This is a genomic window from Pseudomonas koreensis, from assembly GCF_012986595.1.
GTDB classification, from domain to species: domain Bacteria; phylum Pseudomonadota; class Gammaproteobacteria; order Pseudomonadales; family Pseudomonadaceae; genus Aquipseudomonas; species Aquipseudomonas koreensis.
This window is the reverse complement of sequence record NZ_JAAQYM010000005.1, coordinates 214,856-234,084: the sequence shown is the minus strand read 5'-3', so window position 1 is coordinate 234,084 and position 19,229 is coordinate 214,856. Positions and strand designations below refer to the sequence as shown.

The window sequence follows — 19,229 nt, the reverse complement described above, 5'->3', positions numbered from 1 at the left end:
ATCACTTCACCAGCGGCAGGTTGTCGCCTTTCCAGCTGGAAATCCCGCCGGACAGCTTGGCGGCGGTGAAGCCGGATTTCATCAGTTCGCGGGCGTGGGTGCCAGCGGTCTGGCCCAGGGCGTCGACCAGAATGATGGTCTTGGCCTTGTGTTTTTCCAGCTCGCCGATGCGCGCAGCCAGTTTGTCCTGGGGAATGTTCACCGCGCCAACGATGTGGCCAGCAGCGAAATCCTTCGCTGGACGGATATCCACCACGACGCCCGCGTCCTTGTTAACCAGTGCGGTCAGTTCGCCGGTGCTCAGGCTTTTACCGCCGCCCTGCATCGTGTGCGCCAGCAGCAGGGCCAGCAGTACGACGAAGATACCGACAAGAATGTAGTGGTTAGTGGCAAATTCAATCAGGTGAGCAACCATCGAAGGAGGTTCCAGGGCGTTAAAATGTCGGCCAGTATACACAGCCGCTATGGAGGGCCAAACCCCGTCCGGCGGTGACGTGGATTGAACTTGGCTTTAAACTGCCACTCCCTTTTCCATCGCCCTCTTCTTTATTAGCCACGAGTGGATTCCATGACTACCACGCCTAAACCTTTGGTCCTGATGATTCTCGACGGCTTCGGTCACAGTGACAGCCACGAATCCAATGCCGTGTATGCGGCGAAGAAGCCGGTACTCGATCGCCTGTGGGCCAGCGTGCCGAACGGCTTGATCTCGGGCAGCGGCATGGACGTCGGCCTGCCGGACGGCCAGATGGGCAACTCCGAAGTCGGCCACATGAACCTCGGCGCCGGGCGCGTGGTGTATCAGGACTTCACCCGCGTGACCAAAGCGATCCGCGACGGTGAGTTCTTTGAAAACCCGACCATCTGTGCCGCTGTGGATAAAGCCGTGGCAGCCGGCAAGGCCGTGCATTTCATGGGCCTGCTGTCCGATGGCGGCGTGCACAGCCACCAGGATCACCTGGTGGCCATGGCCGAACTGGCCTTCAAGCGCGGCGCCGAGAAAATCTACCTGCACGCCTTCCTCGACGGTCGCGACACGCCGCCGAAAAGCGCCACTTCGTCGATCGAACTGCTCGACGCGACCTTCCAGGCGCTCGGCAAGGGCCGCATCGCCAGCATCGTCGGTCGCTACTTCGCGATGGACCGTGACAACCGCTGGGACCGCGTATCCCAGGCCTACAACCTGATCGTCGACGGCAACGCCGAATTCAACGCAGCCACCGCCCAGGAAGGCCTCGACGCCGCCTACGCCCGTGGCGAGAGCGACGAATTCGTCAAGGCCACCACCATCGGCGAGCCGGTCAAGGTCGAAGACGGCGACGCCGTGGTGTTCATGAACTTCCGCGCCGACCGTGCCCGTGAGCTGACCCGCGTGTTCGTCGAAGACGATTTCAAGGAGTTCGAGCGCGCGCGCCAGCCAAAACTGGCCGGCTTCGTCATGCTGACCCAATACGCCGCCAGCATCCCTGCGCCATCGGCCTTCGCCGCCGGCAGCCTGGAAAACGTGCTCGGTGACTACCTGGCGAAGAACGGCAAAACCCAGCTGCGCATCGCCGAAACCGAGAAATACGCGCACGTGACCTTCTTCTTCTCCGGCGGCCGTGAAGAACCGTTCCCGGGCGAAGAGCGCATCCTGATCCCGTCGCCGAAAGTCGCCACCTACGACCTGCAACCGGAAATGAGCGCACCGGAAGTCACCGACCGCATCGTCGATGCCATCGAACACCAGCGTTACGACGTGATCGTGGTCAACTACGCCAACGGCGACATGGTCGGCCATAGCGGCGTGTTCGATGCTGCGGTAAAAGCCGTGGAATGCCTGGACACCTGCGTCGGGCGCATCGTCGAGGCACTGGAGGAGGTCGGCGGCGAAGCGCTGATCACCGCCGACCACGGCAACGTCGAGCAGATGTCCGACGCCTCCACCGGCCAGGCGCACACCGCGCACACCACCGAACCGGTGCCGTTCATTTACGTCGGCAAGCGTGACCTCAAGGTCCGCGAAGGCGGCGTACTGGCGGACGTGGCGCCGACCATGCTGATGCTGCTGGGCCTGGAAAAACCGGCGGAGATGACGGGGACTTCGATTCTGGTCTGACCCGAATCCATAAAACACCGCAAAACCCTGTGGGAGCTGGCTTGCCAGCGATAGCAATCTGACAGCCAACAGCTATGTTGAATGTTAAGACGCCATCGCGGGCAAGCCCGCTCCCACAGTGGTTTTTGGGGTTTTTAAAAAGGATTTCACCCCGTCTATAGCTCCAGTTATCACACAAGCCCAATTGGGCGTTTTTTTTGCAGCCTCGGGCGGGCATACTAGGCCGTCCATTACCCTGGTGCCGCCCGCCTCTATGCTCCGCGTCCTGATCGCCCTCGCTCTGACCTGCCTGCTCCAACCGGCCTTCGCTGACGAGCGCGCGCAAACCCAACAGCAGTTGGATGCCACGCGTCAGGACATTGCCGAGCTGAAAAAGCTGCTGGGCAAGCTGCAGGAAGAAAAATCCGGCGTGCAGAAAGAGCTCAAGGGCACTGAAACCGAGATGGGCAAGCTCGAGAAGCAGGTCGATGCCCTGCAAAAAGAGCTGAAGAAAAGCGAATCCGAGCTGCAGCGACTCGATGCGGAGAAAAAAAAACTCCAGAGCGCGCGCACTGAACAACAGCGATTGATCGCCATCCAGGCCCGTGCGGCCTATCAGAACGGCCGTCAGGAATACCTCAAGCTGCTGCTCAACCAGCAGAATCCCGAGAAATTCGCCCGCACCCTGACCTATTACGATTACCTGAGCCAGGCCCGCCTGGAGCAGCTGAAGAACTTCAACGAAACCCTGCGCCAACTGGCCAATGTCGAAAATGACATCGCCATGCAGCAGGCGCAATTGCTGGTGCAGAAAAGCAGCCTCGACAGCCAGCGCGACGAGCTGGAAAAAGTCCGCAAGGAACGCCAGCAAGTCCTCGCCAAGCTCAACGATGACGTGAAAGCCCGCGACCAGAAACTGGCCGCCCGCGAGCAGGATCAGGCAGACCTGTCTAAAGTCCTTAAAACCATTGAAGAAACCCTGGCCCGCCAGGCCCGTGAGGCAGAAGAAGCGCGGCAGAAAGCGCTGATCGCCCAGCAGGAAGCGGAAAAAAAGCGTTTGCGTGAGGCGCAGGCTGATACCAGCGACGCCCCACGAAAACCGGTCAGATCAACGCCAGGCGCGCTGGTTTCCAGCAGCGGCGAGACCTTCGGTGGCCCTTTTGCTGCAACCCGGGGAAAACTTCCGTGGCCGGTTGATGGTCGATTGCTGGCACGCTTCGGCGAAAGCCGTGGCGACGATGCCCGCACCAAGTGGGATGGCGTGATGATCAGCGCCGCCGCCGGCAGCCAGGTGCATGCCGTGCACGGCGGGCGCGTGGTGTTCGCCGACTGGTTGCGCGGTGCCGGGCTGCTGGTGATCCTCGACCACGGCAATGGTTATCTGAGTCTTTACGGTCACAACCAGACGCTGCTCAAGTCGGCCGGTGACGTGGTAAAAGCCGGTGAGTCGATTTCCACTGTGGGTAACAGTGGCGGTCAGGACACACCCGCGCTGTATTTCGCAATTCGTCAGCAGGGTCACCCGAGTGATCCGGCGCAATGGTGTCACGCGCAAGGATAAGCGCGTCGCCTAATTCAGGAGTTCGTTCGACATGCTGCATTTGTCCCGCCTTACCTCGCTGGCCCTGACGATCGCCCTGGTGATCGGCGCGCCTCTGGCGTTCGCTGCTCAACCGGCCCCGGCCGTCGCTCCGGCAGGCACTGCCGCGACCGCCAAGGCTCCGTTGCCGCTGGAAGAGTTGCGCACCTTTGCCGAGGTGATGGATCGGATCAAGGCCGCCTATGTCGAGCCGGTGGACGACAAGACCCTGCTGGAAAACGCGATCAAGGGCATGCTCAGCAACCTCGATCCGCACTCCGCTTATCTTGGCCCTGAAGACTTCACCGAGCTGCAGGAAAGCACCAGCGGCGAATTCGGCGGTCTGGGCATCGAAGTCGGGTCCGAAGACGGCTTCATCAAGGTCGTGTCGCCAATCGACGACACTCCGGCGTCGAAGGCCGGCATTCAGGCCGGTGACTTCATCGTCAAGATCAACGGTCAGCCGACTCGCGGCCAGACCATGACCGAAGCCGTGGACAAGATGCGCGGCAAGATCGGCCAGAAAATCACCCTGACCCTGGTCCGTGACGGCGGCACGCCGTTCGACGTGACTCTGGCCCGCGCCGTGATTCAAGTGAAGAGCGTCAAGGCGCAGCTGCTGGAATCGGGCTATGGCTACATCCGCATCACCCAGTTCCAGGTCAAGACCGGCGAAGAAGTCTCCAAGGCCCTGGCCAAGCTGCGCAAGGACAACGGCAAGAAGCTCAACGGCATCATCCTCGACCTGCGCAACAACCCGGGCGGCGTGTTGCAAGCCGCCGTGGAAGTGGTCGACCACTTCATCAAGAAGGGTCTGATCGTCTACACCAAAGGCCGGATCGCCAACTCCGAGCTGCGCTTCTCCGCCACCGGCAAGGACGAAAGCGAAGCGGTGCCGATGGTCGTGCTGATCAACGGTGGCAGCGCCTCGGCCTCGGAAATCGTCGCCGGCGCCCTGCAGGATCAGAAACGCGCCGTGGTCATGGGCACCACCAGTTTCGGCAAAGGCTCGGTGCAGACCGTGCTGCCGCTGAACAACGACCGCGCACTGAAGATCACCACGGCGCTGTACTTCACGCCGAACGGCCGCTCGATCCAGGCTCAGGGCATCGTCCCGGACATCGAAGTGCGCAAGGCGAAGATCACCAACGAGGCGGACGGCGACTACTTCAAGGAAGCCGACCTGCAAGGTCACCTGGGCAACGGCAACGGTGGCGCGGACAAACCGACCGGTTCCGGCGCCAAGCCGAAGGCCATGCCGCAGGATGACGATTACCAGTTGGCCCAGGCCCTGAGCCTGCTCAAAGGGCTGAGCATCACCTCCGGCCGCTGAGGATGTCGCTGCGTTTGCTCATGGTCCTGCTGTGCTGTCTGGCGGGTGCTGCTCATGCAGAGCCCGCCACAACCACTGCGCAAAAAGCCTACCTGACGCTGATCATCGACGACCTGGGGCAAAACCTGCCCCGGGATCGCCGCGTACTGGCCCTGCCCGGCCCGGTGACCACAGCGATCATGCCCGACACCCCACATGCCGCTGAATTTGCCCGCGAAGCCCATCGCGCCGGCAAGATCGTGATCCTGCACATGCCCATGGACCCGGCCACCGGCCCGTATGCCTGGCACCCCGAGCTGCCGCTCGAAGAGCTGGAAAAGCGCCTCGACGCCGCGTTCAAAAGGGTCCCCTACACCGCCGGCATCAATAACCACATGGGCAGCCGCATGACCGCGCAACCGGTGGCGATGGCCTGGCTGATGGGGGAGTTGCAGCGCCGGCACAAGTTCTTCGTCGACAGCCGCACCAGTGCACAGACCGTGGCTGCGCAACAGGCGCAGAAGATCGATCTGGCGAGCGTCTCGCGGGATGTGTTCCTCGATGACGAGCGCACCGAAGCGGCGATCTACACTCAGTTGCAGACCGCGATCAGCCTGGCGCGCAAGCAGGGTTCGGCGGTGATGATCGGCCACCCGTATCCGCAGACACTGGCGGTGCTGGAGCGCGAATTACCGAAGCTCAAGTCCCAGGGGATTGAGTGGATCGACGTCAAGCAGATGATCAGCGTGCGCAGCAATCGCGCGACGGCTGCTCACGGCAAGGATGGCGTGTACCGCTGACCCGGCAACATCCGCTCCCACATGTGTATCAGGGAAGCTCAGGCCTCAGAGATACCGGCCCATGATCTCGTCCACCACGCCGTCCTTGCGCATCTGATCCAGCGCTGCCTGCAGCTTCTTCACCGTCTCGTCCGACACGTTCTTGTTCAGCGCCAGGTACAACTCGGCGCTGTTGAAGCGCAGTACGGTCTTGAGCCCGGTCACGCCGTCCTGTCTTGCCAGGTAGCGCCCGGCCGGGTCACCGGTGGCCCACAGGTCGATCTGGCCGTTGACCAGTTTTTTCGCGTTGTCCTGATCGCGCAGCACCACCAGCGGCTTCAAGCCTTGCTTGGTCAGCGTCTCGGCAATCGCGTCGCCCTTGTAGGCGCCGATCTTGTATTTGCGGGCGTCATTGAGGGTGTCGAGGATGATCTTGCTGTCGGCCCTGGCCAACATGATCCAGTCGTCCGGACCGATGGGGCCGACCCATTTGAACAGTTTTTCGCGATCCGGCAGCCGCGCCATCACGAAGGCACCGTAACCGGGATTCTCCAACGCCAGCTTGTAAACCCGCTCCCAAGGGAAGCGCAACGTCAGGCTGTAGGTCAGGTCGGCACGCTTGAACATCTCACGCACGATGTCGGCGGCAATGCCATTGATGTTCTCGCCTTTGGCGAAGTTCTTGCCGTCTTTCGCCATGTTGTACGGCGGGAAGTTTTCGGTAAGGAGCACCAGATCGGTGTCGGGACTGTTTTCGGCGCGGGCCGTGTTGAGCAGCAACACAGAAGCGCTGGCGAGAACAAGAAGCAGGCGTTTGATCATGTCGGGCTACCGGAATCCATGGCGTGCCCAAGAGTGCCTTGGGTACGCCATGCTGTCCACTGGCCTGTACGGTTTAGCGCATCACGATGCCGCGTTTGGCCATATACGCTTTGGCTTCCTGCACGGTGTATTCGCCGAAGTGGAAAATACTCGCCGCCAGTACCGCGCTGGCGTGGCCTTCGAGGATGCCGTCGGCCAGATGCTGCAGGTTGCCGACGCCGCCGGAAGCGATCACCGGAATGCCCAGCGCATCGCTGATGGCGCGGGTCACGCCGAGGTCGAAGCCGTTTTTCATGCCGTCCTGATCCATGCTGGTCAGCAGGATCTCGCCGGCACCCAGGCCTTCCATCTTTTTCGCCCACTCGACCGCGTCGAGACCGGTCGGCTTGCGCCCGCCGTGGGTGAAGATTTCCCAGCGCGGGGTTTCACCCGGGCCGGAGACCTTCTTCGCATCGATGGCGACGACAATGCACTGCGAACCGAAATGCTGCGCGGCTTCGCCGACAAACTCCGGGTTGAACACCGCTGCGGTGTTGATCGAGACCTTGTCCGCGCCGGCATTGAGCAGGTTGCGAATGTCCTGCACGGTGCGCACGCCGCCGCCCACGGTCAGCGGGATGAACACCTGGCTGGCCATGCGTTCGACAGTGTGCAGCGTGGTGTCGCGGCCATCGACGCTGGCGGTGATGTCGAGGAAGGTAATCTCGTCGGCACCCTGCTCGTCATAGCGACGGGCGATTTCCACCGGGTCACCGGCGTCACGGATGTTCTCGAACTTCACACCTTTGACGACCCGGCCGTTGTCCACGTCCAGGCAAGGGATGATGCGTTTGGCCAGCGCCATGGTCAGTCCTCAGCCTTGATACGAGTCGCAGAAAGCTTGCGCTTCGGCGACGTCGAGGGTGCCTTCGTAGATCGCCCGGCCAGTGATGGCGCCGATGATGCCCGGTGCCTTGGCGTCGAGCAGCGTCTTGATGTCACCCAGATTGTGAATGCCGCCGGAAGCGATCACCGGGATCTTGGTGGCTGCAGCCAGCGCAGCGGTGAACGGTACGTTGCAGCCCTGCATCATGCCGTCTTTGGCGATGTCGGTATAAACGATCGAGGACACGCCGTCGGCTTCAAACTGCTTGGCCAAATCGATGACTTGCACGGTGCTGATTTCAGCCCAGCCATCGGTGGCGACGAAACCGTCCTTGGCATCCAGACCGACGATGATTTTGCCCGGGAACGCGCGGCAGGCTTCAGCGACGAACGCCGGATCTTTCACCGCTTTGGTGCCGATGATCACGTAGCTCACGCCGGCCTTGACGTAGTGCTCGATGGTTTCCAGCGAACGGATGCCACCGCCGATCTGGATCGGCAGGTTCGGGTAACGCTTGGCGATCGCGGTGACCACTTCGCCGTTGACCGGCTGACCTTCGAACGCGCCGTTCAGATCGACCAGATGCAGACGGCGGCAGCCGCCCTCCACCCACTTGGCAGCCATGCTCACCGGGTCATCGGAGAACACTGTGGAATCTTCCATGCGGCCCTGGCGCAGACGTACGCAGGCACCGTCTTTAAGATCGATAGCGGGAATAATCAGCATCTGGCAAACCTTCAAATTTGAATGTTCAGCTTGGCTCGGAAATCAGTTTTTCTCGAGCGCCCACAGGTCGCTTTCGATGCTTTCAAACCGCTCTTTGAGGTGGGTCTGCACATCGAAAATCGCCCTGTTGTAATAGTGCGGAGCAATTTCGCGGGTAAACAGCTCAAGAATTTCCGCCGCTTCGAACGAACCCAGGTCGAGTTCGAAACGATCCTCCATGAACCGCTGGATCTTGCGGTTGGCCTCGTTCTCCTGTTCGGGAGTGAGGGTCAGGATCGGCGGCTTGGACTTCTTGGCAACCATTTACCAGCGACCGTCCCACGCAGCGAAGTTCTGCAGCAGCTGCAGGCCATGGGTATGGCTTTTCTCCGGGTGGAACTGCACGGCGAAACGCGAGCCGTCGGCCAGCGCTGCAGCGAAATCGACCCCGTAATGACCGCTGCCGACCACCTGCCGCGCGTTGGCGGCGGCGATGTAGTAGCTGTGCACGAAGTAGAAACGCGCCAGGTCCGGAATGTCGTGCCACAGCGGGTGGCTGACCTTCTGCTGCACTTCGTTCCAGCCCATGTGCGGGACTTTCAGGTGCTCGCCGTCTTCATGCAGGTCTTTGCCGAAGAACTTCACCGCGCCCGGGAACAGGCCGATGCAATCGACGCCGTCGTTCTCTTCGCTGGTGTCGAGCAAGGCTTGCATGCCGACACAGATACCGAGGAACGGACGATCCTGGCTGACTTCACGCACCAGCGAGTCGAAACCGAGGCGACGGATCTCCGCCATGCAGTCGCGAATCGCGCCAACCCCGGGAAATACCACGCGGTCGGCTTCGCGGATCACGTCCGCATCGCTGGTGATCAGCACCTTGCCGGCGCCGACGTGCTCGAGGGCCTTGGCCACCGAGTGCAGGTTGCCCATGCCGTAGTCGATAACTGCAACCGTCTGCATTACAGAACGCCTTTGGTCGATGGCATTTGCCCGGCCATGCGCTCATCCAGCTCGACGGCCATGCGCAGGGCGCGGCCGAAAGCCTTGAACACGGTTTCGATCTGGTGGTGGGTGTTGGTGCCACGCAGGTTGTCGATGTGCAGGCTGACCAGTGCGTGGTTGACGAAGCCCTGGAAGAATTCCTGGAACAGGTCGACGTCGAAGCCGCCCACGGTGGCGCGGGTGTACGGCACGTGCATCTGCAGGCCTGGGCGGCCGGAGAAGTCGATCACCACGCGCGACAGCGCTTCATCGAGCGGCACGTAGGCGTGGCCGTAGCGACGGATGCCTTTCTTGTCGCCGATGGCTTTGGCGAACGCCTGGCCGAGGGTGATACCGACGTCTTCCACGGTATGGTGGTCGTCGATATGCAGATCGCCCTTGCATTCGATATCCAGGTCGATCAACCCGTGACGGGCAATCTGATCCAGCATGTGCTCAAGAAAAGGAACACCGATATCGAATCGGGCCTTTCCGGTGCCATCAAGGTTGATCGAGGCTTTGATCTGGGTTTCCAGAGTGTCGCGCTCGACAGACGCCTTACGTTCGGCCATCACCAGCTCCGCAAAATCATTGGGCGAAAAAGGCAGCCATTATAGGCACGCGGGGCCGAAACAGAAACACGAGACGTGATATGGCTGACGGACAGAAGCCCCGGCTGTCGCGGGTAGACATGTGCATACAAGCCATTACAGGCACCCCAAAACAACTGTAGGAGTGGGCCTGCTCGCGATGTGGGCCTCACCGTCAACATTTCTGTGACTGTCAGACCGCTGTCGCGAGCAGGCTCACTCCTACAGGGGTACTGCGTTTTACAGCTTACTTAGTGAAACAGTACCGCCGTCTTCTGCAGGGTCACCCACACACCCCACGCCAACGGAATCCCCACCACCAGCCACGCGGCGATCGCCAGCGGCTTGGTGCCCGGCGCGGCTTTCCACTCCAGCACGGTGCTGGCGTCAGCACCTTTGTCGTGACCCAGCGCCTGTTCGGCAGCCAGTTCAGCGTCAGTCATGAAGTATTTGTCGGCCACCGGACGCACCAGCAGGTTGCACAGGAAACCCAGCACCAGCAAGCCGGCGAGGATGTACAGGGTGATGTCGTAAGCGGCCGCGCGTTCAACGCCGATGCTCAACTGATACTCACGCAGGTAGTTGACCAGCACCGGACCGAGCACACCGGCCGCCGCCCAGGCAGTCAACAGACGACCGTGGATCGCGCCCACCATTTGCGTACCGAACAGGTCGGCCAGATACGCCGGAACGGTCGCGAAACCACCGCCGTACATCGACAGGATGATGCAGAACGCCGCCACGAACAGCGCAACGTTGCCCAGATGGCCCATGTTCGGGATCAGCGCGTACAGGGCAAAACCAAGGGCGAAGAACACGAAGTAGGTGTTTTTGCGACCCAGGTAGTCCGAGAACGAAGCCCAGAAGAAGCGGCCACCGATGTTGAACAGGCTGAGCAGACCAGTGAAACCGGCAGCGATCGCAGCGATCGAAGCCAGTTGCCCGGCGTCCAGTTGACCGAACGGCACGTCAACGCCCAGCAGCTTGCCGCCGAACACTTCCTGCAACAGTGGCGAGGCCATGCCGAGAATGCCGATACCGGCAGACACGTTCAGGCACAGCACCAGCCACACCAGACGGAATTGCGGGGTTTTCCACGCCACATTCACGTGCACGTGACGGTGAGTGATCATCGCGTTCGAGGCTTTTTTCGCCGGAGCGGTCCAGCCTTCAGGCTTCCAGCCGGTTGGCGGCACACGGTAAGCCAGAGCGCCACCGATCATGAACACGAAGTAGATCGCCGCCATGGCCACAAAGCTCTGCCACACGCCGACACCGGCAGGCGAAGCGAAGTGGCTCATCAGCGCAGTCGCCAGCGGTGCACCAACCATTGCGCCACCGCCGAAGCCCATGATCGCCATGCCGGTCGCCATGCCGCGCTTGTCCGGGAACCACTTGATCAGGGTCGAGACCGGCGAGATGTAGCCCAGGCCCAGACCGATACCGCCGATCACCCCGGAGCCGATCCACATCAGCCAGATCTGGTGGGTATAGATACCCAATGCCGAGATCAGCAGACCGCCGCACCAGCACAGTGCCGATACCACACCGGCCTTGCGTGGCCCGGCGTGTTCGAGCCAGCCGCCCCAGATCGCTGCCGAGCAGCCGAGGAAGATGAAGAACAGGGTGTAGATCCAGCCGAGCATCGAGATCGGCCAGTCACATTGCGACGAAAACACTTGTGCGATGAAGCTCATGTCCGGTGCGCAAGCCACCGGAGCGGTGACGCCCAGCGCCTTGGACAGCGGCAACCAGAACACCGAGAAGCCGTAAGCCATGCCGATGCACAGGTGGATGGCCAGAGCGGCCGGTGGAACCAGCCAGCGGTTGAAACCGGGCTTGGCGATGATGCGTTCCTTGGACAGGAACCCAGGCTGGTCGGCTTGCAGGCCGCCCGCCGTGATGCTTGTGCTCATTGTGTATCCCCCAATTATTAGTATGGTTCGCCAGCCACTGTTCACCCTCGGCCTTGATGCACGCAGGCATGACCGTTTTTTAGGTGAAGCTCCTTGAAGGCGCGACGTTAAGTCGCAGAAGGACGGACGAACTGGCGAAGGTTACCATTTGCACGTGACAGAAAAACCAAACTGACATCACCTTTTTCGTGTCACCTGATCTCTTCTCCTGCAGGAGCTGCGCAACGCTGCGATCTTTTGACCTTGTTCGAGAAAGCAAAATCAAAAGATCGCAGCCCGCGGCAGCGCCTGCACAGGGCCTTACAAACGGGAAAATCATGCCTGTCATCGTTCAAACGCTTGAAGACGCCAGTCACCAGGATCAACAGGATCTGCAGAAAATCTATCGGGACGCCCCGCAATGGCTGTTCACACCGTATTGCGGAGACACTCAACTGATCGAAAGCAGCCTGGCTGACGGGTCTTTGATTGCAGGACGTTTCAATGATCGACTGCTCGGTGCAGCACGACTGACAAGGCACGACACCGTTTGGTACTTGTCCCATTTGTGTGTGCGAAAAGTCACCCGACGCCGTGGCGTGGCTGAGCGGCTGGTGAACCAAGCGCAAAAAATGGCGTCGCAAGCGGGTGCGCAACTGCGCCTGCTGGCACCTGCCGGACAGCTTGAAGCGCAGGCGCTCGCGGCCAAACTGCACGTGCCGCTGCAAGTCATCGCGACATGACGGCGCGCCGAATCGGGCAGATGCAGCGCTATACTCCCCGGCTAAATTACGAATTCGACTAACTACAAGGACTCGCCCATGAAAGCGTTCGGCAAAATCCTGGGTCTGGTACTTCTCGGGCTGTTGCTGATTATTGTGGCGGCGGGCTTCGCCCTGACCCACCTCTTTGATCCCAACGACTACAAAGACGAGATTCGCCAGATAGCCCGCGACAAGGCCCACATCGAGCTGACGCTCAATGGCGATATCGGCTGGAGCCTGTTCCCGTGGCTCGGCCTGGAACTGCACGAAGCCAGCGTCGCCACGCTGATCAATCCGACCGAACCGTATGCCGACCTGCAGATGCTCGGCCTGTCCGTGCGCGTGCTGCCACTGTTGCGCCGCGAAGTGCAGATGAGCGACGTGCGTGTCGAAGGCCTGAATCTGCGTCTGAAGCGTGACAAGAACGGCCACGGCAACTGGGAAGACATCGGTAAGCTGCCGCCGCCCGCCACGCCTGCCGGCAGCCCGGCGCCAGCCAGCGCACCGGTTGCAGAGGCCACCGCCCAGCCGGAAAAACCGCCGCAGCCGATCCGCCTCGACATCGACAGCCTGACCGTCAACAACGCCCGCGTTGAATACAACGACGAGCAGACCGGCAAGCAATACAGCGCCGAAAGCATCCAGCTCAGCACGGGGGCAGTGCACGATTCGACCAATATTCCGCTGAAAGCCACGGCGTTCCTCAGCACCAATCAGCCGGTGCTGCGCGTGCGTACCGAACTCAATGGCGAGTTGCGCATTGAGCGCGCCCTGCAACGCTACAAGTTCGAAGACATGAAACTGTCTGGTGAGCTGACCGGCGATCCGCTGCAAGGCAAGACCATGACCTTCTCCGCTCAAGGCCAGGTATTGCTTGATAAAGCCGCGAACGTCGCCGAATGGACCGGGATCAAGATTTCCGCCAACCAGTTGCGCGCCTTGGGTGAGCTGAAGGCCAACGACCTCGACAAGACCCCGCAGATCACTGGCGGCCTCTCGATCGCCCAGTTCGATCTGGCGAAATTCGTCGACAGCATCGGCCAGACACTGCCGGCCATGGCGCCCGGCAGCCTGAGCAAGGTCGAGCTGGTCAGCCGCGTGGCTGCAACGCCAACCAGCGTCGCCTTCGACAACATCAACCTGAAACTCGACGACAGCAGCTTCAGCGGGCGTATTGCCGTGGAAGATTTCGCCAAACAGTCGCTGCGGGCGATCCTCAAGGCTGACACTTTCGACGTCGACCGCTACCTGCCGCCGAAATCGGACAAGGCGAAAAACGCCACGCAAGTGCGTCAGGCCGAAGTCGCCAGCACCGAAGCCGATGCAATGGCCGGTGCCGGTTCCACGCCGCTGCCGGACAAACCGAGCAAAAGCGCCTGGAGTACCGAACGTTTGTTGCCGGTCGAGCGTCTGGCCAAACTCGACGTCGATGCCGATCTGAGCTTCGGCCAACTGACTCTCGACAAACTGCCGATCCAGAACGCCGCACTCAAGACCACCGGCCAGGGCGGCCTGCTGACCCTGGAGAGTCTGCGCGGCGGCCTGTACAACGGCGACTTCGAAGCCAAGGGCACCCTCGACGTGCGCCCGAGTGCGCCGGTGCTGAACCTGCAGACCAAAATCAACCGCGTGCCGGCCGAGAAAATCCTCGAAAGCCAGGGCAAGAACCCGCCGGTCAAAGGTCTGGTCACACTGACCAGCAACCTCACCGGCAGCGGCAACAGCCAGCAGGCGCTGATCGAAACCCTCAACGGCAACGCCAGTTTCGTGATCAACAACGGCGTGCTGCTCAACGCCAACCTTGAACAGCAACTGTGCAAAGGCATCGCCACTCTTAACCGCAAAACCCTCAGTGGCGAACCACGGGGCAAGGACACGCCGTTCCAGGAACTCAAGGGCAACCTGACCTTGCGCAACGGCGTCGCCAGCAACCCGGACCTGAAAGTGCGCATCCCGGGCATGACCGTCAACGGTGACGGCGACATCGACCTGCGGGTGCTGGGCATGGATTACCGCGTCGGCATCATCGTTGAAGGTGACACCAGCGCCATGCCGGATCCGGCCTGTCAGGTCGGCGAGAAATTCGTCGGCATCGAATGGCCGCTGCGCTGCCGTGGTCCGCTGGAACTGGGGGCCAAGGCTTGCCGCGTGGACAACGAACGCCTGGGTCAGGTTGCGACCAAACTGGCCGGTGACAAACTGAGCGAAAAAATCGATGAAAAACTCGGCGACAAGGTCAGCCCGGAACTGAAAAACGCATTGAAGGGGCTGTTCAAGCGATGAGAGCGGAGCAGTTTTCCACGGCGGTGCTGGAATGGTTCGACCGCCACGGCCGCCACGATTTGCCTTGGCAGCAAGACATCAACCCGTATCGGGTGTGGGTGTCGGAGATCATGTTGCAGCAGACCCAGGTCAGCACCGTGCTCAATTACTTCGACCGCTTCATGACCGCGCTGCCGACGGTTCAAGCGCTGGCCGAGGCGCCGGAGGACGAAGTGCTGCACCTGTGGACCGGGCTGGGTTACTACACCCGCGCGCGCAATTTGCAGAAGACCGCGAAGATCGTCGTCAGCCAGTACGGCGGCGAATTTCCGCGGGACGTCGAAAAGCTCACGGACCTGCCGGGCATCGGCCTGTCCACCGCCGGCGCCATCGCGAGTATCAGCATGGGCCTGCGTGCGCCGATCCTCGATGGCAACGTCAAACGCGTTCTGGCGCGTTTCACCGCGCAGGAGGGCTACCCGGGTGAGCCGAAGGTCGCCAAGCAGCTGTGGGCCGCCGCAGAGCGTTTCACGCCGCATGATCGAGTCAACGCCTACACCCAGGCGATGATGGATCTCGGCGCCACGCTGTGCACCCGCAGCAAACCGAGCTGCCTGCTGTGCCCACTGGAAAAGGGCTGTGAAGCGCACATGCTCGGCCTGGAGACGCGCTACCCGATCCCCAAGCCGCGCAAGGCGATCCCGCAGAAACGCACGCTGATGCCGATGCTGGCCAATGGTGAAGGCGCGATTCTGCTTTATCGCCGCCCGTCCAGCGGCCTGTGGGGTGGATTATGGAGCCTGCCGGAGCTCGACGACCTCGACGACCTGCAACATCTGGCCGATCAGCACTCGCTAACAATGGGCGAGCAGCAGGCGCTGCCAAGCCTCGTCCACACCTTCAGCCATTTCCAGCTGTCCATCGAACCCTGGCTGGTTCAGGTGCAGGAGGCCAGCCATCACGTGGCCGAGGCCGACTGGCTCTGGTATAACCTCGCCACCCCGCCGCGCCTGGGCCTCGCCGCCCCGGTCAAAACCTTGCTCGAACGCGCGGCCGCCGTATTGAATGCAGGAGAGTCATCATGACCCGCACCATCATGTGCCGTAAGTACAAAGAACAATTGCCCGCCCTGGAACGCGCTCCTTTCCCGGGCGCCAAAGGTCAGGATATTTTTGACCACGTCTCGGCCAAGGCCTGGGCTGACTGGCAGAAGCACCAGACCCTGCTGATCAACGAAAAGCGTCTGAACATGATGAACGCTGAAGATCGCAAATATCTGCAGGGCGAAATGGACAAGTACTTCTCCGGCGAGGAATACGCCAAGGCCGAAGGCTACGTTCCGCCTGCGGAGTAAACACGCAAAATCGGGGGTCGGATCGTAAGCGACGGAATTAATTTAAGAAATTTTAAAAAAGTCGTTGACGTAAATCCGAAAAACCCTTTTAATGCGCCCCGTTGCCCAGATAGCTCAGTCGGTAGAGCAGGGGATTGAAAATCCCCGTGTCGGCGGTTCGATTCCGTCTCTGGGCACCAAATACCGAAAACCCTGAATCGCAAGATTCAGGGTTTTTTTATGCCTGCGATTTGATAACGGCTCAATCCAGCCCTTTTGCGCAGCCCAAAAGCGCGACGGGTTTCGAACCAAGGCGATCCGCGCTACTTTGACCGCACCTTATGGAAGAGGGTCATCCATTCGATGAACCAGAAAAGAACCCGCGTCCCCCTGCCCCATCCGCCACCCTATCGCCAGAGCCGGGTTTCCTTCTGGCTGATGGTGCTGGTCGGCGTACTGATCGCCTTCCTCATCGGCGCGTCGATTTACCTGATCGTCCACAGCTTGATCAGCGGCTCCATCACCACCTGGAACCGATCGGGCCCACGCCAGACCTACACCCTCGCGCTACAACCCCGGATGTACTGGTTCGAGATCGTGTCGCAGTGCGTCGGCACGGTATTCCTGATAGCCGTCGGCTGGATCGGATTATGGATTTACCGAATGGCGCACGAGCCCAGCGAAAAGCAGAAGGGCAAGCGTACGCGGGGGTAAATGGAGGTCGGCCTCAGAGGGTGTTGACGTAATCGACCGGCAACAAAACCGTGTCGAGCGCAGCGTCTACCGGTAGCGATACCACGGTAATCAGCGGGCAAACGATCATCATGTAGCAGATGACCGCTGAGGGCATGCCATCTCCCCCTCTCACGCCGAGCAAGTGCAGGTTCCCATCGACACCTTTGTAGTACGGCTCTGCAGAATCACCGTTCAGGCGCCCCATCATCGTTCCACATCCTGCCAACAGCAAAGCCCGGCTCACCGCTGAGCCGATACGCAAAATCCCTTTCAAACCATCACTTCCTGCATCACGAAACATAAGGCGCGGGATTGTACCCGCGCCTCGATTCTCCAATACACCCAACGTTATCCAGCGTCATTCCAGTGAAACACCAGATTGCGTGCCGTGCCGCTGCCAACGTCTGTCACGTCACGCCGTGTTTCGCCATTGCGAATGGCGACCACCGTGTATTTACCGGGTGGCGACTACACCTACAGGACCGCTCTGATTTTGTGACGCGGTGCGTCACGATTTCTCGACAGCGCAATGACTTCGAATCCTCAACGCAGCACACTCCGAATCGTTGCATTTACGCCTCGATGAAGTTCATTCTCAGGAGATCCCGCATAGACCGAGTGCTTATGAACTCATGCAGCATTACGCTCCCGCACAGCACCGTTACCGTCAATGATCCCTTCCATGAGGCCGCCGCCGACGGCTTTATGCTCGGCGGCTTCACCTGGCGTCACGTCCTGCCCGATGCGCAACGCCCGGTAGTCATCATCAACGCCGCCACCTCGGTACGCTGCCGCCACTATTCGCGCTTCGCCGATTACCTGTTCGCCACCGGCTTCGACGTGATCACCTACGACTACCGAGGCATCGGCGAATCGCGTCCGGCAACCCTGAAAGGCCTGGAGACCTCATGGACCGACTGGGGCGCGCTGGATTTCGAGGCGATGCTCAAGCGCGCGCAACGGGAGTTTCCCGGCCAGCCAATCGATGTCGTCGGCCACAGTTTCGGCGGTTGTGCGGCGGGGCTTGGCGAATCCGGGCAGGTCATTCGTCGGCTGGTGACGGTCGGCGCGCAGTTCGCTTACTGGCGCGACTATGCGTCTGAACACCGTTGGCGCATGTTCGGCAAATGGCATTTGCTGATGCCGCTGCTGACGCGCATCTGTGGCTATTTCCCCGGCAAGCGCCTCGGCTGGCTGGAGGACACGCCCGCCGGCGTCGTACGCGACTGGAGCACGCCTGCCGCGCGCTACGAGCAGCGCCCGAGCGGCCGCCGACTGCTGACGGCAACCGGTCGGCTGCCCTTCGCCAACGTCCGCGCAGAGACCTTGGCGATCAGCATCAGCGACGACCCCTACGGCACCATTCCAGCAATCGAACGCCTGCTCGGCTACTTCAGCCATGCGCACAAAACCCACCTGCGCATCGAGCCGCAGGACATCGGCGAACAACAAGTCGGACATTTCGCCTTTTTTCGTAGCGCATACCAAGCCACACTATGGCCCATCGCTCTGACCTGGCTGCAAATCGGCGAGCTGGCCCCCGACTCACCCGGGCGGACAGTGCCGCGCAGCTGAGCCCTATCAACGCACGACGGAACACACCATGGCCTCCGCCAACAAGCAGCAAAAACGCGCCGCCCGGGCCAAGACCAAGGCCAAGCAAAACCGCACCAAACGCGCCGAGGCGCCGGTCGAGCTGGACCCGAACGATGACCGCATCGACTTCGAGTCGGTGGACCTGACCGAGCTGTTCAAGAAAATGATCGACGCCGAGAAGATCAGCCAGCAAGCCCTGTGCACCGCGTTCCTAGAAGACCCGCTGCTGGAGCTGGTTTACGAGCAGGAAGGCGAAGAAGGCGCGATGGATTTCATCCTCGCCGCGCTGATCGAGTATCGCCAGTGGTCGAAAGAGACCGACGAAGCCGGCGCGCTGGCCTGGATCGAATCCCCGGCCTTCCAGGCCGACTATGTGGCGGCGTCCGACGCGATCGCCGCACAAACCCAACAGAAGAACTGAGTTCCCATGGCATCCCTGAACAAGCAACAGAAACGCGCCAAACGCGCCAAGGCCAAAGCCAAGCACATCCGCATGGTCGGCCGTAAGCCACTGGAACAGGACGCCGACCTCGGCCATCTCGCCGAGCCGATCCCGGAATACACCCTGGCGATGTTCAGCAAAATGCGCGACGCCGAAGCCGTCAGCCGCAACGAGATGCTGCTGACGCTGCTGCGCGAACTGGCGTTCATCATCGTTGACCATCCAGAGCTGCTGGACATGGAAAACGCCGAGAACGAAGGCATGGCCGCCACTCACCTGGCCGCCGACATGCTGATCGACTACCGCATGTGGGCCGACGGCATGGACATCGAAACCGCCCAGGCCTGGCTGAGCGAGCCGCAGTTCATCACCGATTTCGGGGTTGCGCTGGATGCATATGGCAAGTCGGTGAATACCGAAGAAGAAAAGAGCGAATAAACCCGCTCACCAACAAAAACGGCCGCTCGTCATCACTGACAGCGGCCGTTT

21 protein-coding genes, 1 tRNA gene and 1 pseudogene are annotated in these 19,229 nt (G+C 61.0%); 13 read left to right on the top strand and 10 right to left on the bottom strand.

From position 1 onward, the window contains the following. Window position 1: 1 nt before the first annotated feature. Window positions 2–415, bottom strand: coding sequence for a rhodanese-like domain-containing protein (locus tag HBN98_RS17005; protein ID WP_083367280.1), 414 nt, complete (start codon window positions 413–415; stop codon window positions 2–4). Between the two features lie 153 nt (window positions 416–568). On the opposite strand from HBN98_RS17005, the gene gpmI reads away from it, so the two are divergent. The 4 genes from gpmI (at window position 569) to HBN98_RS16985 (ending at window position 5,768) form a co-directional block, all read left to right on the top strand. Continuing rightward, window positions 569–2,098, top strand: a complete 1,530-nt coding sequence (gene gpmI, locus HBN98_RS17000; protein ID WP_083367281.1) for a 2,3-bisphosphoglycerate-independent phosphoglycerate mutase — start codon at window positions 569–571, stop codon at window positions 2,096–2,098. A gap of 253 nt (window positions 2,099–2,351) precedes the next feature. Further along, window positions 2,352–3,638, top strand: a complete 1,287-nt coding sequence (locus HBN98_RS16995; RefSeq protein ID WP_083367282.1) for a murein hydrolase activator EnvC family protein — start codon at window positions 2,352–2,354, stop codon at window positions 3,636–3,638. Between the two features lie 31 nt (window positions 3,639–3,669). After that, complete coding sequence (locus HBN98_RS16990; protein ID WP_064585539.1) at window positions 3,670–4,989, top strand: S41 family peptidase; 1,320 nt, start codon at window positions 3,670–3,672, stop codon at window positions 4,987–4,989. A gap of 2 nt (window positions 4,990–4,991) precedes the next feature. Next, a complete protein-coding gene (locus HBN98_RS16985) occupies window positions 4,992–5,768 on the top strand; it encodes a divergent polysaccharide deacetylase family protein (RefSeq protein ID WP_083367283.1) in 777 nt (258 codons plus the stop codon). A gap of 45 nt (window positions 5,769–5,813) precedes the next feature. Here the strand turns inward: HBN98_RS16985 and HBN98_RS16980 are convergent, their stop codons facing one another. The 7 genes from HBN98_RS16980 to HBN98_RS16950 all read right to left on the bottom strand — a co-directional run bounded on the left by HBN98_RS16980 (window position 5,814) and on the right by HBN98_RS16950 (window position 11,629). After that, on the bottom strand, window positions 5,814–6,569 hold the full coding sequence (locus HBN98_RS16980; RefSeq protein WP_083367284.1) for a substrate-binding periplasmic protein: 756 nt from the start codon (window positions 6,567–6,569) through the stop codon (window positions 5,814–5,816). Between the two features lie 73 nt (window positions 6,570–6,642). Next, on the bottom strand, window positions 6,643–7,413 hold the full coding sequence (hisF, locus tag HBN98_RS16975) for an imidazole glycerol phosphate synthase subunit HisF (RefSeq protein ID WP_007909211.1): 771 nt from the start codon (window positions 7,411–7,413) through the stop codon (window positions 6,643–6,645). Window positions 7,414–7,422: 9 nt separating this feature from the next. Further along, complete coding sequence (gene hisA, locus HBN98_RS16970; RefSeq protein WP_064585536.1) at window positions 7,423–8,160, bottom strand: 1-(5-phosphoribosyl)-5-[(5-phosphoribosylamino)methylideneamino]imidazole-4-carboxamide isomerase; 738 nt, start codon at window positions 8,158–8,160, stop codon at window positions 7,423–7,425. Between the two features lie 42 nt (window positions 8,161–8,202). Further along, complete coding sequence (locus tag HBN98_RS16965) at window positions 8,203–8,463, bottom strand: DUF2164 domain-containing protein (RefSeq protein WP_064585535.1); 261 nt, start codon at window positions 8,461–8,463, stop codon at window positions 8,203–8,205. Then, window positions 8,464–9,102: an imidazole glycerol phosphate synthase subunit HisH gene (gene hisH, locus HBN98_RS16960; RefSeq protein WP_083367285.1), complete on the bottom strand. Its 639-nt coding sequence runs from the start codon at window positions 9,100–9,102 to the stop codon at window positions 8,464–8,466. It lies immediately after the preceding gene. Next, entirely contained in the window at window positions 9,102–9,695 is a 594-nt protein-coding gene (hisB, locus tag HBN98_RS16955) for an imidazoleglycerol-phosphate dehydratase HisB (protein ID WP_007909204.1), read from the bottom strand. The genes hisH and hisB overlap by 1 nt, the downstream gene beginning before the upstream one ends. A gap of 269 nt (window positions 9,696–9,964) precedes the next feature. Beyond that, entirely contained in the window at window positions 9,965–11,629 is a 1,665-nt protein-coding gene (locus HBN98_RS16950) for an OFA family MFS transporter (RefSeq protein ID WP_083367286.1), read from the bottom strand. Window positions 11,630–11,946: 317 nt separating this feature from the next. Here HBN98_RS16950 and HBN98_RS16945 point away from each other — a divergent pair, with 317 nt between their 5' ends. The 6 genes from HBN98_RS16945 (at window position 11,947) to HBN98_RS16920 (ending at window position 16,681) form a co-directional block, all read left to right on the top strand. Further along, on the top strand, window positions 11,947–12,351 hold the full coding sequence (locus HBN98_RS16945; protein ID WP_083367287.1) for an acetyl-CoA sensor PanZ family protein: 405 nt from the start codon (window positions 11,947–11,949) through the stop codon (window positions 12,349–12,351). Window positions 12,352–12,429: 78 nt separating this feature from the next. Continuing rightward, window positions 12,430–14,655, top strand: coding sequence for an AsmA family protein (locus HBN98_RS16940; protein WP_083367288.1), 2,226 nt, complete (start codon window positions 12,430–12,432; stop codon window positions 14,653–14,655). Next, the gene (gene mutY, locus HBN98_RS16935; protein WP_083367289.1) at window positions 14,652–15,719 is read left to right on the top strand and encodes an A/G-specific adenine glycosylase; all 1,068 of its coding nucleotides are present in this window, start codon (window positions 14,652–14,654) and stop codon (window positions 15,717–15,719) included. Before HBN98_RS16940 ends, mutY begins: the two co-directional genes overlap by 4 nt. Then, window positions 15,716–15,988, top strand: a complete 273-nt coding sequence (locus HBN98_RS16930) for an oxidative damage protection protein (RefSeq protein WP_083367290.1) — start codon at window positions 15,716–15,718, stop codon at window positions 15,986–15,988. The genes mutY and HBN98_RS16930 overlap by 4 nt, the downstream gene beginning before the upstream one ends. Before the next feature lie 103 nt (window positions 15,989–16,091). Further along, a tRNA-Phe gene (locus HBN98_RS16925) sits at window positions 16,092–16,167 on the top strand. Between the two features lie 163 nt (window positions 16,168–16,330). Further along, entirely contained in the window at window positions 16,331–16,681 is a 351-nt protein-coding gene (locus HBN98_RS16920) for a hypothetical protein (protein WP_064585529.1), read from the top strand. 13 nt (window positions 16,682–16,694) lie between these two features. Here the strand turns inward: HBN98_RS16920 and HBN98_RS16915 are convergent, their stop codons facing one another. Together HBN98_RS16915 and HBN98_RS27950 are read right to left on the bottom strand one after the other, a co-directional pair. Continuing rightward, window positions 16,695–16,976 carry a YceK/YidQ family lipoprotein gene (locus tag HBN98_RS16915; RefSeq protein WP_083367291.1) on the bottom strand — a complete coding sequence of 94 codons (282 nt, stop codon included), beginning with the start codon at window positions 16,974–16,976 and terminating at the stop codon, window positions 16,695–16,697. A gap of 74 nt (window positions 16,977–17,050) precedes the next feature. Next, a pseudogene (locus HBN98_RS27950) lies at window positions 17,051–17,167 on the bottom strand (carboxypeptidase regulatory-like domain-containing protein); the annotation flags it as partial. A gap of 159 nt (window positions 17,168–17,326) precedes the next feature. On the opposite strand from HBN98_RS27950, the gene HBN98_RS16910 reads away from it, so the two are divergent. Genes HBN98_RS16910 through HBN98_RS16900 form a run of 3 tightly spaced genes read left to right on the top strand, consistent with a single transcriptional unit; the run spans window position 17,327 to window position 19,178 of the window. Beyond that, on the top strand, window positions 17,327–18,277 hold the full coding sequence (locus tag HBN98_RS16910) for an alpha/beta hydrolase family protein (RefSeq protein ID WP_083367292.1): 951 nt from the start codon (window positions 17,327–17,329) through the stop codon (window positions 18,275–18,277). A 28-nt stretch (window positions 18,278–18,305) separates the two neighbouring features. Continuing rightward, complete coding sequence (locus HBN98_RS16905; protein WP_025110944.1) at window positions 18,306–18,719, top strand: hypothetical protein; 414 nt, start codon at window positions 18,306–18,308, stop codon at window positions 18,717–18,719. A gap of 6 nt (window positions 18,720–18,725) precedes the next feature. Further along, complete coding sequence (locus tag HBN98_RS16900; RefSeq protein WP_083367293.1) at window positions 18,726–19,178, top strand: hypothetical protein; 453 nt, start codon at window positions 18,726–18,728, stop codon at window positions 19,176–19,178. The last annotated feature ends 51 nt before the right edge of the window (window positions 19,179–19,229 follow it).